The sequence below is a fragment of the Solimonas aquatica genome (assembly GCF_900111015.1).
GTDB classification, from domain to species: domain Bacteria; phylum Pseudomonadota; class Gammaproteobacteria; order Nevskiales; family Nevskiaceae; genus Solimonas; species Solimonas aquatica.
In genome coordinates, this window is the sequence record NZ_FOFS01000010.1 from 17,162 (window position 1) to 31,005 (window position 13,844).

General features: G+C 66.7%; 11 protein-coding genes. 2 read left to right on the forward strand and 9 right to left on the reverse strand.

Annotated features, from left to right (window positions below; all coding sequences use genetic code 11):
- Positions 1-10 precede the first annotated feature (10 nt).
- Genes guaD through uraH form a run of 9 tightly spaced genes read right to left on the reverse strand, consistent with a single transcriptional unit; the run spans position 11 to position 11,311 of the window.
- Positions 11-1,336 (reverse strand): guanine deaminase, encoded by a 1,326-nt coding sequence (guaD, locus tag BMY12_RS12850; protein WP_093286862.1) that lies wholly within the window; start codon positions 1,334-1,336, stop codon positions 11-13.
- Positions 1,320-2,531, reverse strand: coding sequence for a urate hydroxylase PuuD (locus tag BMY12_RS12855; protein ID WP_093286865.1), 1,212 nt, complete (start codon positions 2,529-2,531; stop codon positions 1,320-1,322). Before BMY12_RS12855 ends, guaD begins: the two co-directional genes overlap by 17 nt.
- 7 nt (positions 2,532-2,538) lie before the next feature.
- The gene (locus BMY12_RS12860; protein WP_093286868.1) at positions 2,539-3,465 is read right to left on the reverse strand and encodes an ABC transporter permease; all 927 of its coding nucleotides are present in this window, start codon (positions 3,463-3,465) and stop codon (positions 2,539-2,541) included.
- Positions 3,466-3,477: 12 nt separating this feature from the next.
- On the reverse strand, positions 3,478-4,593 hold the full coding sequence (locus tag BMY12_RS12865; protein ID WP_218140188.1) for an ABC transporter permease: 1,116 nt from the start codon (positions 4,591-4,593) through the stop codon (positions 3,478-3,480).
- Positions 4,583-6,148, reverse strand: coding sequence for an ABC transporter ATP-binding protein (locus BMY12_RS12870; RefSeq protein WP_093286870.1), 1,566 nt, complete (start codon positions 6,146-6,148; stop codon positions 4,583-4,585). The genes BMY12_RS12865 and BMY12_RS12870 overlap by 11 nt, the downstream gene beginning before the upstream one ends.
- Positions 6,112-7,182, reverse strand: a complete 1,071-nt coding sequence (xdhC, locus tag BMY12_RS12875) for a xanthine dehydrogenase accessory protein XdhC (protein ID WP_093286873.1) — start codon at positions 7,180-7,182, stop codon at positions 6,112-6,114. The genes BMY12_RS12870 and xdhC overlap by 37 nt, the downstream gene beginning before the upstream one ends.
- Positions 7,179-9,497, reverse strand: coding sequence for a xanthine dehydrogenase molybdopterin binding subunit (gene xdhB / locus BMY12_RS12880; RefSeq protein WP_093286875.1), 2,319 nt, complete (start codon positions 9,495-9,497; stop codon positions 7,179-7,181). Before xdhB ends, xdhC begins: the two co-directional genes overlap by 4 nt.
- The gene (xdhA, locus tag BMY12_RS12885; protein WP_093286878.1) at positions 9,498-10,958 is read right to left on the reverse strand and encodes a xanthine dehydrogenase small subunit; all 1,461 of its coding nucleotides are present in this window, start codon (positions 10,956-10,958) and stop codon (positions 9,498-9,500) included.
- A 2-nt stretch (positions 10,959-10,960) separates the two neighbouring features.
- The gene (uraH, locus tag BMY12_RS12890) at positions 10,961-11,311 is read right to left on the reverse strand and encodes a hydroxyisourate hydrolase (protein WP_093286881.1); all 351 of its coding nucleotides are present in this window, start codon (positions 11,309-11,311) and stop codon (positions 10,961-10,963) included.
- 513 nt (positions 11,312-11,824) lie between these two features.
- Here uraH and BMY12_RS12895 point away from each other — a divergent pair.
- Both BMY12_RS12895 and BMY12_RS12900 read left to right on the forward strand, forming a co-directional pair.
- Complete coding sequence (locus BMY12_RS12895; protein ID WP_177188984.1) at positions 11,825-12,652, forward strand: outer membrane protein OmpK; 828 nt, start codon at positions 11,825-11,827, stop codon at positions 12,650-12,652.
- Positions 12,653-12,728: 76 nt separating this feature from the next.
- Positions 12,729-13,826, forward strand: coding sequence for a BMP family ABC transporter substrate-binding protein (locus BMY12_RS12900; RefSeq protein WP_093286887.1), 1,098 nt, complete (start codon positions 12,729-12,731; stop codon positions 13,824-13,826).
- Positions 13,827-13,844 lie beyond the last annotated feature (18 nt).

Sequence of the window (13,844 nt, forward strand, 5' to 3'; positions counted from 1 at the left end):
GCCCGCCAGTCTAGGCAAGCGCCGGCGCGGCGCAACCGCCGGCACGCCGCCCTTGCACATAGCTGTGGCGCACGGCGCGATCCGGCGACAGCGTCATCCAGACCAGCAGGCGCTCGGCCAGCGTCTGGCAACGCGACAGGCGCCGCGCCAGCAGCGGCGTGGCGGCCTCATCCAGCACGATGAAATCCGCTTCGCTGCCCGCTGCCAGCGTGCCGATCCGATGATCCAGGCCCAGCATGCGTGCCGCACCCAGCGTGGCCAGATAGAACGCGCGCAGCGCCGGCAGGCGCTGGCCTTTCATCTGCGCCACCTTGTAAGCCTCGCCGAGCGTGCGCAGCATGGAGAAACTGCTGCCGCCGCCGACATCCGTGGCCGGCGCATAGCGCATGCCGGCGGCATCGCTGGCGTCCAGATCGAACAGGCCGCTGCCCAGATACAGGTTCGAAGTCGGCGAGAACGCCGCACCCGCGCCGCTGGCCGCCATGCGCTGGCGGTCGGCGGTGTCCAGGTGTATGCAGTGCGCGTATATGGCGCGTTCGCGCAGCAGGCCGTTGCGCTCGTAGACGTCAAGATAACTGCGCGCCTCGGGAAACAGCTCACGCACCCAGGCGATCTCCTTCGCATTCTCGGCCAGATGGCTGTGCACGAACACATCGGGATATTCGCGCGCCAGACGTCCGGCGCTGGCCAGCTGTTCGGGTGTGGAGGTCGGCGCGAAGCGCACGGTGATGGCGTAGCTCTGTCGCTGGCGGCCATGCCAGGCCTCGATCAGCTCGCGGGTGTCGCGCTCGCCCTCCTCGGCCGTGTCGCGCAGGTCTGCCGGGCAGTTGCGGTCCATCAGGCATTTGCCGGCAATCATGCGCAGGCCGCGCGCGGCGCTGGCGGCGAAGAACTGCTCGGCGGAAACGCGATGCACCGTGCCCAGCACCAGGGCCGTGGTGCTGCCATTGCGCAGCAGCTCGTCGAGAAAGAACTCGCTCACCTCGCGCGCCTGCGCGGCATCGGCAAAGCGCCGCTCCTCGGGAAAGGTGTAGCGATTCAGCCAGTCCAGCAGGTCCTGCCCGCCGGAGCCGATCATATCGGTCTGCGGATAGTGGATATGGGGATCGATGAAGCCGGGCAGCAGCAGGGCCTGGCGATGTTCGATCAGCGGCACGCCGGCAGCTTCGCCACGCAGCAGCGCCTCCGCCGGTCCCGCTGCCACCACGCGACCATCCGCCACCAGCAGCAGGCCGTCGGGCCAGTACTCGTAGCCGTGATCCTCCCGCGTACCGGGATCGGCGTGGAAGCGCAGCAGCGCGCCGCGATGCGCGCAGGCTTCAGCGGCGAGCGCCATGTTCGATCCAGGCCAGCACCGCAGCGCGTTCGTCCTCGGTCATGGCGGTGAGATTACCGATCGGCATGGCCTTGGACGCAAGCTGCTGCTGGATGGCGGTGGTATGCGTGAGGATGTGCTCGGCACTGTCCAGCACCACGCCCTTGGGCGGCGCCGCAAAGCCCAGCAGCGTGGGATGCTCGGCATGACAGCCCGCGCAGCGCGCCTGGATGATGCCCTGCACCGCCGCGAACTCCTCGGCCGCAGGCTTGGCTGCCGTGCTGCCCGCCACCGGCGCCGGACGCAGCAGCAGCGCCACCAGCAGGAGCAGCAGCACGCCCGCCGCCACGGTCCACGGCGGCGTCCGGCCACCGCGCTCATGCGCCTTGTGCCGTGCCACGAACCAGGCGCGGATCAGCGCGCCGGCCAGGGTCAGGGCGATCAGCACCGCCCAGTTGTACTTCGCGCCATAGCTCATCGCGTAGTGATTGCTGATCATCACCAGCAGCACCGGCAGCGTGAAATAGGTGTTGTGCACCGAGCGCTGCTTGCCGCGCAGGCCGTGAATCGGATCGGGCTCGCGGCCCTCGCGCTTGGCGCGCACCAGCTCGCGCTGCCCTGGAATGATCACGAAGAAGACATTGGCCACCATGATGGTGCCCAGCATCGCGCCGAACTGGAGGTAGGCGCCGCGCCCGCTGAACAGATGGCAGAGCGCATAGGCCGCCGCACTCAGCAGCAGCGCCAGCAGCGCGCCCAGCACGCGCTCATGACGGCCCAGCGGCGAGCGGCACAGCGCGTCGTAGATCAGCCAGCCGCCCAGCAGAAAGCCCAGGCCGATGCCGATGGCCGCCGGCTTGCTCAACGCCAGCACCGCCGGATCGATCAGATACACCTCGGCCTGCGCGTAATAGAGCAGGCCCAGCAGGAAGAAGCCGGACAGCCAGGTGGTGTAGGCCTCCCAGTAGAACCAGTGCAGATGTTCCGGCAGCTGCGCCGGCGCCACCTTGTACTTCTGCGCGTTGTAGAAGCCGCCGCCATGCACCGCCCAGAGTTCGCCACCGACGCCGGCCTCGCGCAGCTCGGAACGCCTGGGCGCGAGCAGATGATTGTCCAGCCAGACGAAGTAGAAGGAGGCGCCGATCCAGGCGATGCCGGTGATCAGGTGCAGCCAGCGACCGAGCAGGCTCAGCCAGTCGAGCGTGTAAGCGAGCATGCCGGCCTCAGGCGTCGGGGTGGAAGCTCTTGCCCAGCGAGGCCGGCTGGTTGAGCAGGATGGTTTTCGGATCGCGGCAGATCAGCACCAGCACCACGATGGTCGCGGCATACGGCAGCATGGAGAGAAACTCCGAGGGCACGTCGATGCCGAAGCCCTGCGCATAGAGCTGCATCACCGTCACGCCGCCGAACAGATACGCCCCCAGCATCACGCGCAGCGGTTTCCAGGTGCCGAACACCACCAGGGCCAGGGCGATCCAGCCGCGCCCCGAACTCATGCCTTCCACCCACATCGGCGTCAGCGCCGTGGACAGGTAGGCGCCGGCGACGCCGGCCATGGCACCGCCGAACATCACCGCCAGGTAACGGATGGCAATCACCGGCTCGCCGATGGCATGCGCCACGCTGGGCGATTCGCCCGTGGCGCGCATGCGCAGGCCGGCATGCGTGCGATACAGAAACCAGGACACGGCGGCGAACAAGCCCAGCGACAGGTACACCAGCGCGTCGTAGCTGAACAGCAGCGGCCCGATCACCGGCAGATCGGACAGCCCCGGAACATCGAGCTTGGGCACGCGCTCGATGGGCATGCCGGCGTAGCCGCGTCCGACGAAGGCCGACAGGCCGATGCCGAACAGGGTCAGGGCCAGACCGGTGGCCACCTGATTGGTCTGCAGGCTCAGGGTGAGAAAGGCAAACAGCAGGGACACCGCCGTGGCGGCGGCCATCGCGGCGGCGAAACCCAGAAGCAGCGAGCCGGTCTTGATGCCGACCACGAAGGCGCTGACCGCGCCGATCAGCATCATGCCCTCCACGCCCAGATTGAGTACGCCGGCGCGCTCGGTGACCAGTTCGCCCAGCGCCGCATAGATCAGCGGCGTGGCGGCAATGACGGTGCTGACCAGAATCGGAATCAGATGTGCGAGATCCATGGGCTTGGTCTTTTAGTTGGCAAGCACGGCCGGCGCGGCGTGAACCACGCGCCGCAGACGGAAGGTGATGAACAGATCCGCGGCCAGCAGGTAGAACAGCAGCGTGCCCTGGAACAGGCCGGTGATCGAAGACGGCAGCTGCAGCGAGAGCTGTGCGTTCTCGCCGCCCAGGTACAGCAGCGACATCAGCAGTGCCGAGAGCACGATGCCGATGGGATGCAGGCGCCCGACGAAGGCGACGATGATCGCGGCAAAGCCATAGCCCGGCGAGATCACCGGCTGCAGCTGGCCGATGGGACCTGCGACTTCCGCCAGCCCCGCCAGCCCGGCTGCGCCGCCACCGATCATCAGCGCCAGCCAGATGTTGCGCTTCTCGCTGAAGCCCGCGTAGGCCGCAGCGGCCGGTGCCAGACCCGCGACCAGCATGCGGTAGCCCGCGAAGCTGCGGCTGGAGAAGAACCAGGACAGCAGCGCCAGGACGAGGGCAATCAGATACGCCAGGTTCACGCGTGCGCCTTCGATCAGCAGCGGCAGTGTGGCGTTCTCGGCAAAGGCCTTGGACTGCGGAAAGTTGTAGCCATGCGGATCGCGCCAGGGCCCGTGCACCAGATAGCCAAGCAGCAGCTGCGCGATGTAGACCAGCATCAGGCTGACCAGAATCTCGTTGGTGTGAAAGCGCGTGCGCAGAAAAGCCGGAATCGAAGCCCAGAGCATGCCGCCCAGCGCACCGGCGATCAGCATCACCGGCAACGCGAAATGTCCCAGAGAATCGCCCAGGAACAGCGCCACGCCGCCGCCGGTGATGGCGCCGATGGTGAGCTGGCCTTCGGCTCCGATGTTCCAGACATTGGACTTGAAGCCCAGGGCCAGACCCAGCGCGCAGAGCGTGAGCGGCGTGGCTTTCAGCAGCAGCTCACCGATGCCGTAGCTGGAGGACACCGGCTCGATGAAGAACACCTTGAACGCTTCCGCCGGGCTCTTGCCCAGCAGGGTGAACACGATCAGGCCGGTGATCAGCATCGCCAGCGCCGCAATCAGCGGCGAGGCCAGACGCATGGCCGAAGACGGCGCCGGCCGCTTCTCCAGACGAAAGGGCCAGAGCGCGCCGAGGCGATTTTCAGACGACATCGGCGGCCTCCGCAGTCTTGGCTTCACCGCCGGCCATCAGCACGCCGATCTTTTCGATGGACAGCTCGGAGGACGGCAGCGGCTGGGTCAGCCGGCCTTGCGCAATCACGGCTATGCGGTCGCAGATCATGAACAGCTCATCCAGTTCTTCGGAAATCACCAGCAGGGCCACACCGCGATCGCGCAGATCGATCAGGGCCTGGCGGATCAGCAGCGAGGCGCCGACGTCCACACCCCAGGTCGGCTGCGCCACCACCATCACCTTGGGCGTCAGCCGCGTCTCGCGACCGACGATGAATTTCTGCAGATTGCCGCCCGACAGCGAACTCGCCGCCGCCAGCTCGCCGCCGCACTTGACCTTGAACTGCGCGATGGTCTCCTTGGCAAACTCGCGCGCCGCGCGGTTCTGCACCAGGCCGAAGCGCACCATGCCCGCGCCGGCCCCGGTGAGCAGGGCGTTGTGCGCCAGATGCATGGGCGGCACCGCGCCACGCCCCAGGCGTTCCTCGGGCACGAAGGTCAGGCCCAGCTTGCGGCGCAGGGCCGGATTCCTGAGTCCGGCCGGCTGGCCGCAGATGCGCACCATGCCGCTGTGCGGACACAGCGTCTCACCGGAGAGCGCGGACAGCAGCTCCTTCTGGCCATTGCCGGAGACGCCGGCGATGCCGACGATCTCGCCTTCGCGCACGCGCAGATTGATGTCCTTGAGCACGGTGCCGAAGGGATCGCGGCTGGGCAGCGTCAGATTGGTCAGCTCCAGCTGGATGTCGCCGGGCTCGCGGGGCTTGAGCTGGCATTCCTTCAGCTCGCTGCCCACCATCAGCCGCGCCAGGCTTTCATTGCTCTCCTGCGCCGGGATGGCCTTGCCGCTGAGCTTGCCGCCGCGCAGCACCGTGGCGGTGTCGCAGAGCTCGCGGATCTCATCGAGCTTGTGGCTGATGTAGAGAATGCTCACGCCCTCGCTGGCCAGCCGGCGCAGGGTTTCGAACAGCTTGCGCACCGCCTGCGGGGTGAGCACCGACGTGGGCTCGTCCATGATCAGCAGACGCGGCGACTGCAGCAGGCAGCGCACAATCTCCACACGCTGGCGCTCGCCCACCGACATGCTGTGCGTGAGGCGGTTGGGGTCCACCGGCAGTCCGTACTTCTCCGAGACCTCGCGGATGCGCGGCGCCAGATCCGCAGGCTTGACCTTCTCGTCCATGGCCAGGGCGATGTTCTCGGCCACGGTCAGGGTTTCGAACAGGGAGAAATGCTGGAACACCATGCCGATGCCCAGGCGCCGCGCCTCGGCCGGGCTGGCGATGCTCACGATCCTGCCTTCCCACTCGATGCTGCCCTCGTCCGGGCGCGTCACGCCGTAGACGATTTTCATCAGCGTGCTCTTGCCGGCACCGTTCTCGCCGAGCAGGGCGTGAATCTCGCCAACCTTTACCGTGAGATCGACGCGATCATTGGCGACCACGGTGGGATAGCGCTTGCTGATGCCGCGCAGCTGCAGGCGCGGTGGCATTTCGTTCACGGCAGGCGCTGGGTCTGCGGACATGCGGCACATCCTTGCGGGGTACAGGTTTCGATGGGTTTGTCGTGCCGGGACAGCGCAGCCTCGCTGTCCAGCTGCAGCAGCTGCGCGGCGATGGCCACGGCAATGGCCTGCGGCAGCTTGGCGGCGATGCCGTCCACGCCGACCGGACAGCGCAGGCGCGCGATCTGCTCGGTGCTGAAGCCCTCCTCGCGCAGTCGCGAGCGAAAGCGCGCGGCCTTGCTCTGCGAACCGATCAGCCCGGCGAAGGCGAAATCGCCCCGCTGCAACAGCGCGCGGCACAGCGCGTAATCCAGGGCATGGTCATGCGTCATGATCAGATGCAGGGCAGCGGCCGGCGCCTGGCGCAGGGCCTCCACCGGCAGCTGTGTGTGCAGGGTCTGCACGTTGTCGGGCAGATCGGCGGGCAGGAATTCGGCGCGCGAGTCCAGCCACTGCACGGCAAACGGCAGACCGCTGAGCACGCGCACCAGGGCCTGGCCAACGTGCCCGGCACCGTAGAGATACAGCGGCGGATCGGCGGGCGCGCAGCGCTCGAACAGCACACAGCTCTCGGCGCCACGGCGCAGCTGCACACGCGGCCCCTGTGCGGGCGGCGCGATCTGCACCTGCCGCAGCAGGCGGCCGTCGGCCCGCAGCTCGCACTGCCATTGCCCCTGACGCTGCAGCGCTTCCAGCGTGGGCCGGTCCTGCGGCTCGAAGCGTTCCAGCCACAGCTCCACCACGCCACCGCAGCACTGCCCCATCTCACGGCCCAGCACCAGCTGCAGACGCTGTGCGCGCACGTCGCCGCCGAGCAACAGGCGCGCCGCCTGCAGCGCATGCCATTCCAGATAGCCGCCGCCGATGGTGCCCAGCTGCCGCTCGCCGGCCAGCAGCAGGCAGGCGCCGGCTTCACGCGGACCCGAACCGCGCAGCCCCGCGACCAGCACGCGGATCACGGATTTCTCCTCGCGCAGCAGACGCAGCGCGGCGCCGGGCCAGTGCCGCAGCGGCTCCAGCCAGCGTCCGGCCGGCGTGTGCACGGCATCGGCGAGCGCGCTCATGCCAGCGGCTCCAGTCCACCGATGGCGCGCAGAATCGCCTCGGCCGTGGCCGGCGCCTGCAAATGGGAAAGACCGTCGCCGCCCCGTGCCGCCGCGCAGGCATCCCGCGCCGCGTGAAACACCGCCATGCCCAGCATCAGCGGCGGCTCGCCCACAGCCTTGGAGCGGTAGATGGTGTCCTCGCGATTGGGCTCGTCCTGCAGCAGGCTCACCCTGAAACGCGCCGGCCAGTCGCGCGCGGTGGGAATCTTGTAGGTCGAAGGCGCATGGGTCTTCAGCTCGCCCCGCGCGTTCCACCACAGCTCCTCGCAGGTGAGCCAGCCCGCGCCCTGCAGGAAGCCGCCTTCGATCTGGCCGATGTCCAGCACCGGATTCAGGCTCTTGCCGACATCGTGAAGAATGTCCACGGCCAGAATCTGCAGCTCGCCGCTGAGCGTGTCGATGGCCACTTCCGCCACGGCCGCGCCGTAGGCGAAGTAATAGAAAGGCCGGCCGGTGAGCGTGGCCTTGTCCCAGTGAATCTTGGGCGTGCGGTAGAAGCCGGTGGCGGACAGCGAGATGCGCGCGTGGTAAGCCGCGCGCACCAGTTCGGCGAAGCTGATGCCGCGCTCGCCCAGCTGCACCTGGCCATCGGCAAAGCGGATCTGCTCGGGCGCCAGCTGATACTGCGCGCAAGCGAAGTCGATCAGGCGCTGGCGGATGGTCTGCGCCGCCGCCTGCGCGGCCTTGCCATTGAGATCCGAACCCGAGGACGCGGCCGTGGCCGAGGTGTTGGGCACCTTGCTGGTGTCGGTGGCGCTGACGCGGATCGCCGCACGCGGCAGGCCCAGCTCGGTGGCCACCACCTGCAACACCTTGGTGTAGAGGCCCTGCCCCATCTCCGTGCCGCCGTGATTGAGCAGCACCGTGCCGTCGTTGTAGACCTGCAGCAGGGCACCGGCCTGATTGTAGATGGTGGCGTTGAAAGAGATGCCGAACTTCACCGGCGTCAGCGCGATGCCCTTCTTGATCACCGGACTCTGCGCATTGAAGGCGGCAATCGCCGCGCGGCGTGCACGGTAATCGCTGCTGGCCTCCAGCTGGTCGCTGATGGTGTGCAGCACATTGTCTTCGACCACTTGCCCGTAGGGCGTGACATCACGCTCGCCGATGCCGTAGTAGTTCACGCGCCGCACGTCGAGCGGATCGGCTTTCAGCGTGCGCGCGATGTCATCGACGATACCCTCGATCACCATCATGCCCTGCGGACCGCCGAAGCCGCGAAACGCGGTGTTGGACACCGTGTGCGTCTTGCAGCGATGCGAGACCAGCTCGACATGCTCCAGAAAATAGGCATTGTCGATATGGCAGATGGCGCGATCGTTCACCGGCCCGGACAGGTCCGCCGAGTAACCGCAGCGCGAGGCCAGCATCAGGCGCAGCGCCAGGATGCGGCCCTGCGCATCGAAGCCCACTTCATAGTCGGCGAGAAAATCGTGGCGCTTGCCGGTCATCACCATGTCGGCATCGCGATCCAGGCGCAGCTTCACCGCGCGACCGGTCTTGCGCGCCAGGATCGCCGCGGCGGCGGCAATCAGTGCCGGCTGGCTTTCCTTGCCGCCGAAGCCGCCGCCCATGCGCCGGCACTGCACGGTGACATCGTGCGCGTGCAGGGCCATGGCATGCGCCACCATGTGCTGCACCTCGGTGGGATGCTGCGTGGAGCTGTGGATGAGCAGGGCGCCGTCTTCCTGCGGGATCGCGACGGCGATCTGTCCTTCCAGATAGAAATGGTCCTGCCCGCCCATCACCACCGTGCCGCTCAGGCGTTGCGGTGCGCTGGCCAAGACCGCCTGCGGCTCACCCCGCTGCAGCCGCTGGCTCGGAATCACATAGCTCTCGGCGGCCAGGGCGCTGCGGATATCCAGCAGCGCCGGCAGTTCCTCGTAATCGATCTTCGCCAGCGCGACGGCGCGGCGCGCGGCGCCATAAGACATCGCGGCCACCGCAAACAAGGGCTGGCCGTGATACTCGACCTGCTGCCCGGCGAAGATCGGATCGTCATGGACGATGCCGCCGTAATTGTTCTCGCCCGGCACATCGGCCGCCGTCACCACCGCGACCACGCCCGGCGCGGCGCGCACGGCGGAAAGATCCAGGGACTTGATACGACCGTGGGCAATGCGCGAAAGCCCGAAGGCGGCGTGCAGGCTGCCGGCCGGCAGCGGGATGTCATCGGCGTAAGCCGCGCGGCCGCTGACATGCAGATGCGCGCTCTCATGGCGCAGTGATTCACCGGCCTGGGCGCTGCGGCTGGGAGCGGCGGAACCGGCCATTCAGTTCTCCAGCGCCGTGACGCGCAGCGCCGGCGCATCGGGCAGGCTGTGCAGATAGAAACGGCGCAGCAGATTCTGCGCGCCGCGCAGGCGATACGCGGCGCTGGCGCGCATATCGCTCAAGGGTTTGAAGTCCTGCGCCAGCGCCTGCATCGCCTGCGCCAGCGTCGCTTCATTCCAGGGCTGGCCCCGCAGCGCGGCTTCGGTCTGTCTGGCGCGCGCCGGAATCGCCGCCATGCCGCCGTAGGCGATGCGCGCCTCGCGCACCAGGCCGTTCTCCAGCTGCAAGGCGAAAGCCGCACAGACCGCCGAGATGTCCTGATCAAAACGCTTGGACAGCTTGTAGCAGGCAAAGGCCGCCGGCGCCTGCAGCGGCACCCGCACATAGGCGAGAAACTCGCCGCGCTGCAGATCCTTCTTCTGGTAATCCAGATAAAAATCTTCCAGCGCCAGCTCGCGCTGCTGCTCGCCGCATTGCAGGACGATGCGCGCGCCCAGGGCCATCAAGGGCGGCATGGCATCGCCGATGGGCGAACCATTGGCGAGATTGCCGCCCAGCGTGCCGGAGTTGCGCACCGGCGGTGAGGCGAAGCGCTGCGCCAGTTCGGTGAGCGCCGGATGTGCCGCCACGATGGCGGCCCAGGCATCACTCAGGGATACCGCCGCGCCGATGCGCAGAAACCCGGCGTCTTGCTCGATCTGCTGCAGCTCGGCGACCTCGCCCAGATAGATCAGCGCCGGCAGCGTGCGCAGCAGCTTGGTGACCCACAGCCCGATATCGGTGCCGCCGGCCAGGAGCAGGGCCTCGGGCGCTTCCAGGCGTGCCTGCGCCAGTTCCTTGAGATTGCGCGGCGCGATGAAGCCCGGCAGGCGCAGCGCTTGTTCGCGCTGCAGCGCTTCCAGATCGGCCAGACGCTGCGGGTTCTGCAGTTCCGCGCGCGACCAGTGCGTCGGCGCTGCGTATTCGTGCATGCGGCAACCGGCTTCGATGATGGGCCGGTAACCCGTGCAGCGACAGAGATTGCCGGACAAGGCATCGACCACTGCTGCGCGATCCGCCGAGGCCTGCTGCAGGTACTGCGCGAACAGGCTCATGACAAAGCCCGGCGTGCAGAAGCCGCATTGCGAACCGTGGCAATCGACCATCGCCTGCTGCACCGGATGCAGGCTGCCATCGGGCGCCTGCAGGCTTTCCACTGTCACCAGCTCCTTGCCGTCGATGGTGGGCAGAAAGCGGATGCAGGAATTGATGGCGCGATAGCGCAGCGTGCCGCCGCAGCGCTCGCCCAGCACCACGGTGCAGGCGCCGCAATCGCCTTCGGCGCAGCCTTCCTTGCTGCCCGTGCGCTGCGCGTGCTCGCGCAGATATTCGAGCAGCGTGGTGGTCGCCGGCAGCCCGTGCACTTCCTGCAGCTGCCCGTCGAGCAGGAAGCGGATGCTGTCCTCTGGAGGGCTCGCCATCTTCAGCTGCCGCGATAAGTGGAATAAGCCCAGGGCGAAACCAGCAAGGGCACGTGGTAGTGGCCATCCGGATCGGCAACGCCGAAGTGCAGGCTCACTGCATCCAGAAAAGCGGGCTCGGGCAGCTGCATGCCCCTCTGCCGGAAATATTCGGCGACCTGAAACACCAGGATGTAGCGGCCTGCCAGCAGTGCCTCGCCTTCGAGCAGCGGACGGTCACAGCGACCGTCGGCATTGGTGCGCGTCTCCAGCAACAGCTCGCCGCCGCCCTCATTGCGATACAGCGCCACGCGCATGCCGGCGGCGGGACGGCCGGTGACGGTATCGAGTACGTGCGTACTGAGTCTGCCCATGCTTCGCGCGATCCCCGTTTTGCTTGGCTGGCGACGGCTGCTGCCGCGCCGATACGGTCTGTCGAGCAATACATATGCCAGCGCCGGTACCGTGCAGTGCCCTCGCATCTTGCGCGTCCGACGGCACCCGGATTGTATGCAATCCATTTTTTATTGCACACAAAAAGAGCGCCGCTTTGCCGCCCCGGCAGAGCGCGGCTCGCAACGGGGCAGCACCGCCTTGGCACGCCTCAGAATCGCGCACGCACCGACGCAACAAGGCATGAGGCGGCAGGGCGATGCCCCGCGCCGGCGCGCAGCCGGCAGCGCTTTTCATCTTGCATACATGATCTTATGCAAGGCCAAAAACCAATGGCATGGGACTTGCGGCCGCAACGATTGTGTACCGGATCAAAAGCGGACGGGAGCGGTTTGGGGATTGGAAGACCGACTCCGGACACCAGCAGGTGCCGCTGTCTGCGCGATGACCGGCTTCTGGGGATTTTTTGCCAAGCAATAGGGAGCACATCAGGAATGAAAGCACTGAAAAAACTGGGCGCAGGCCTCGCCGCGCTGATGGCCATGAGCGCGGGCAATGCGCACGCGGGTCTGGCGCAGTGGTCGAGCAACAACATCGAATATCTCTACGGCACGCACTACAACCAGATCGGTGCTGACGGACACGACACTCGCAGCATCGTCACCATCGAACACGTCGATGCCTGGAAGTATGGCGACAACTTCTTCTTCGTCGACATCACCAATGCCGACCGCCAGGGCAAGCTGGGCAGCAACGGCTCGGGCGGCGAGTTCGCCACCTACTACGGCGAACTCTCGCCGCGCCTGTCCTTCGGCAAGATCACCGGCAAGGATCTGTCCTTCGGCATCTTCAAGGACTTCCTGTTCACCGCCACGCTGGAAATGCCGACCGCCACCGTGGTGCAGCTCGGCGGCGCCACCAACAACCTCCTCCTGCAGAACGAGCAGACCTATCTCTACGGCCTGGCCACCGATCTGAAGCTGCCGGGCTTTGCCTATTTCCAGGTCAATCTCTATCGCCGCGACAACCAGTCTTCCGCGGTCGGTGCGGGCGGCCAGCTGACCCTGGTCTGGGGCGCGCCGTTTAGCATCGGTCCAGCAAAGATGATGTTCGAAGGCTTCTTCGACTACGCCTTCAGCGAAAGCGGCTTGCACGACAACATCATCACCGCGCCGCGCCTGCTGGTGGATGCCGGCGATTTCTTCGGCGCGCCGGGCACGGTGCAGGTCGGCTGCGAGTGGCAGATCTGGCGCAATCAGTTCGGCATCAAGGATGAGAACGAGAGCGTGCCGCAGGCGATGGTCAAGGTGATTTTCAACTAAGCGGGCGAACGCCGGCGGGCGTCCTGCCCGCCGGCGTTCTGCCGTGTGCGTGAAACAAAGTTCTGGAGACACATCGATGAAGCAGGCATTCAAAGCAAGTCGCTGGGCCAAGGCCGCGCTGCTGCTGGCTGGCGCCATGGGCGCAGCCTTCACCGCGCAGGCCGCCGACGCACCGCTCAAGGCAGCCTTCGTGTACCTGGGCCCGGTGGGCGACGGCGGCTGGACCTATCAGCATGACCTCGGCCGCCAGGCGCTGGAAAAAGCCCTGGGCGACAAGGTCAAGACCACGTATGTGGAAAACGTGCCGGAGACCGCCGATGCCGAACGCGTGATCCGCCAGCTCGCCGCCGCCGGCAACAATCTGATCTTCACCACCTCCTTCGGGTACATGGACCCCACGCTGAAGGTGGCCAAGCTGTTCCCGAAGGTGAAGTTCGAACACGCCACCGGCTACAAGACCGCGCCGAACACCGTCACTTATCAGACGCGCTTCTATGAAGGCGCCTATCTGCTCGGCATCATCGCCGGCAAGATGACCAAGACCAACACCCTGGGTTTCATCGGCTCCTTTCCGATTCCCGAGGTGATCCGCAATATCGACGCCTTCACCATGGGCGCGCGCAGCGTCAATCCCAAGATCAAGACCAAGGTGATCTGGGTGGACACCTGGTATGACCCGGGCAAGGAACGTCAGGCCGCCGAAACGCTCGTCGCGCAGGGCGCCGACATGCTCTGCCAGAACACCGACTCGCCCGCTGCGGTGCAGGTTGCCGAGGAGAAAGGCGTGCACGCCTTTGGCTGGGATTCGGATCAGGCCAAGTACGGTCCGCATGCGCATCTGACCGCCAACACCGAAAACTGGGGCGTGTACTACATCGACGAAGCCAAGAAGGCGCTGGACGGCAGCTGGACCGGTGGTCGTCAGACCGCCTGGGGCCTGAAGGAAGGCATGGTGGTGCTCTCGCCGCTCAATCCGGCGGTGCCGGCGGATGTCGCCAAGCTCTTTGAAGAGAAGAAGAAGGCGATCATCGATGGCACGCTGATTCCGTTCAGCGGCCCGCTGAAGGACAACACCGGCACCGAGAAGCTGGCCGCCGGCGTGCCGCTGCCGATGGATCAGCTGTGGTCGATCAACTGGTATGTCGAAGGCGTTGAAGGCACCATCCCGAAGTAAGCGCAAGGGCAGGAGCAG

What these genes read in the sequence shown, in the direction of transcription:
- BMY12_RS12855 (WP_093286865.1), bottom strand. Translation starts at nt 2,531, where the DNA reads ATGCTCGCTTACACGCTCGACTGGCTGAGCCTGCTCGGTCGCTGGCTG.
- BMY12_RS12900 (WP_093286887.1), top strand. Translation starts at nt 12,729, where the DNA reads ATGAAGCAGGCATTCAAAGCAAGTCGCTGGGCCAAGGCCGCGCTGCTG.
- uraH (WP_093286881.1), bottom strand. Translation starts at nt 11,311, where the DNA reads ATGGGCAGACTCAGTACGCACGTACTCGATACCGTCACCGGCCGTCCC.
- xdhA (WP_093286878.1), bottom strand. Translation starts at nt 10,958, where the DNA reads ATGGCGAGCCCTCCAGAGGACAGCATCCGCTTCCTGCTCGACGGGCAG.
- BMY12_RS12860 (WP_093286868.1), bottom strand. Translation starts at nt 3,465, where the DNA reads ATGGATCTCGCACATCTGATTCCGATTCTGGTCAGCACCGTCATTGCC.
- BMY12_RS12895 (WP_177188984.1), top strand. Translation starts at nt 11,825, where the DNA reads ATGAAAGCACTGAAAAAACTGGGCGCAGGCCTCGCCGCGCTGATGGCC.
- xdhB (WP_093286875.1), bottom strand. Translation starts at nt 9,497, where the DNA reads ATGGCCGGTTCCGCCGCTCCCAGCCGCAGCGCCCAGGCCGGTGAATCA.
- BMY12_RS12870 (WP_093286870.1), bottom strand. Translation starts at nt 6,148, where the DNA reads ATGTGCCGCATGTCCGCAGACCCAGCGCCTGCCGTGAACGAAATGCCA.
- guaD (WP_093286862.1), bottom strand. Translation starts at nt 1,336, where the DNA reads ATGGCGCTCGCCGCTGAAGCCTGCGCGCATCGCGGCGCGCTGCTGCGC.
- BMY12_RS12865 (WP_218140188.1), bottom strand. Translation starts at nt 4,593, where the DNA reads ATGTCGTCTGAAAATCGCCTCGGCGCGCTCTGGCCCTTTCGTCTGGAG.
- xdhC (WP_093286873.1), bottom strand. Translation starts at nt 7,182, where the DNA reads ATGAGCGCGCTCGCCGATGCCGTGCACACGCCGGCCGGACGCTGGCTG.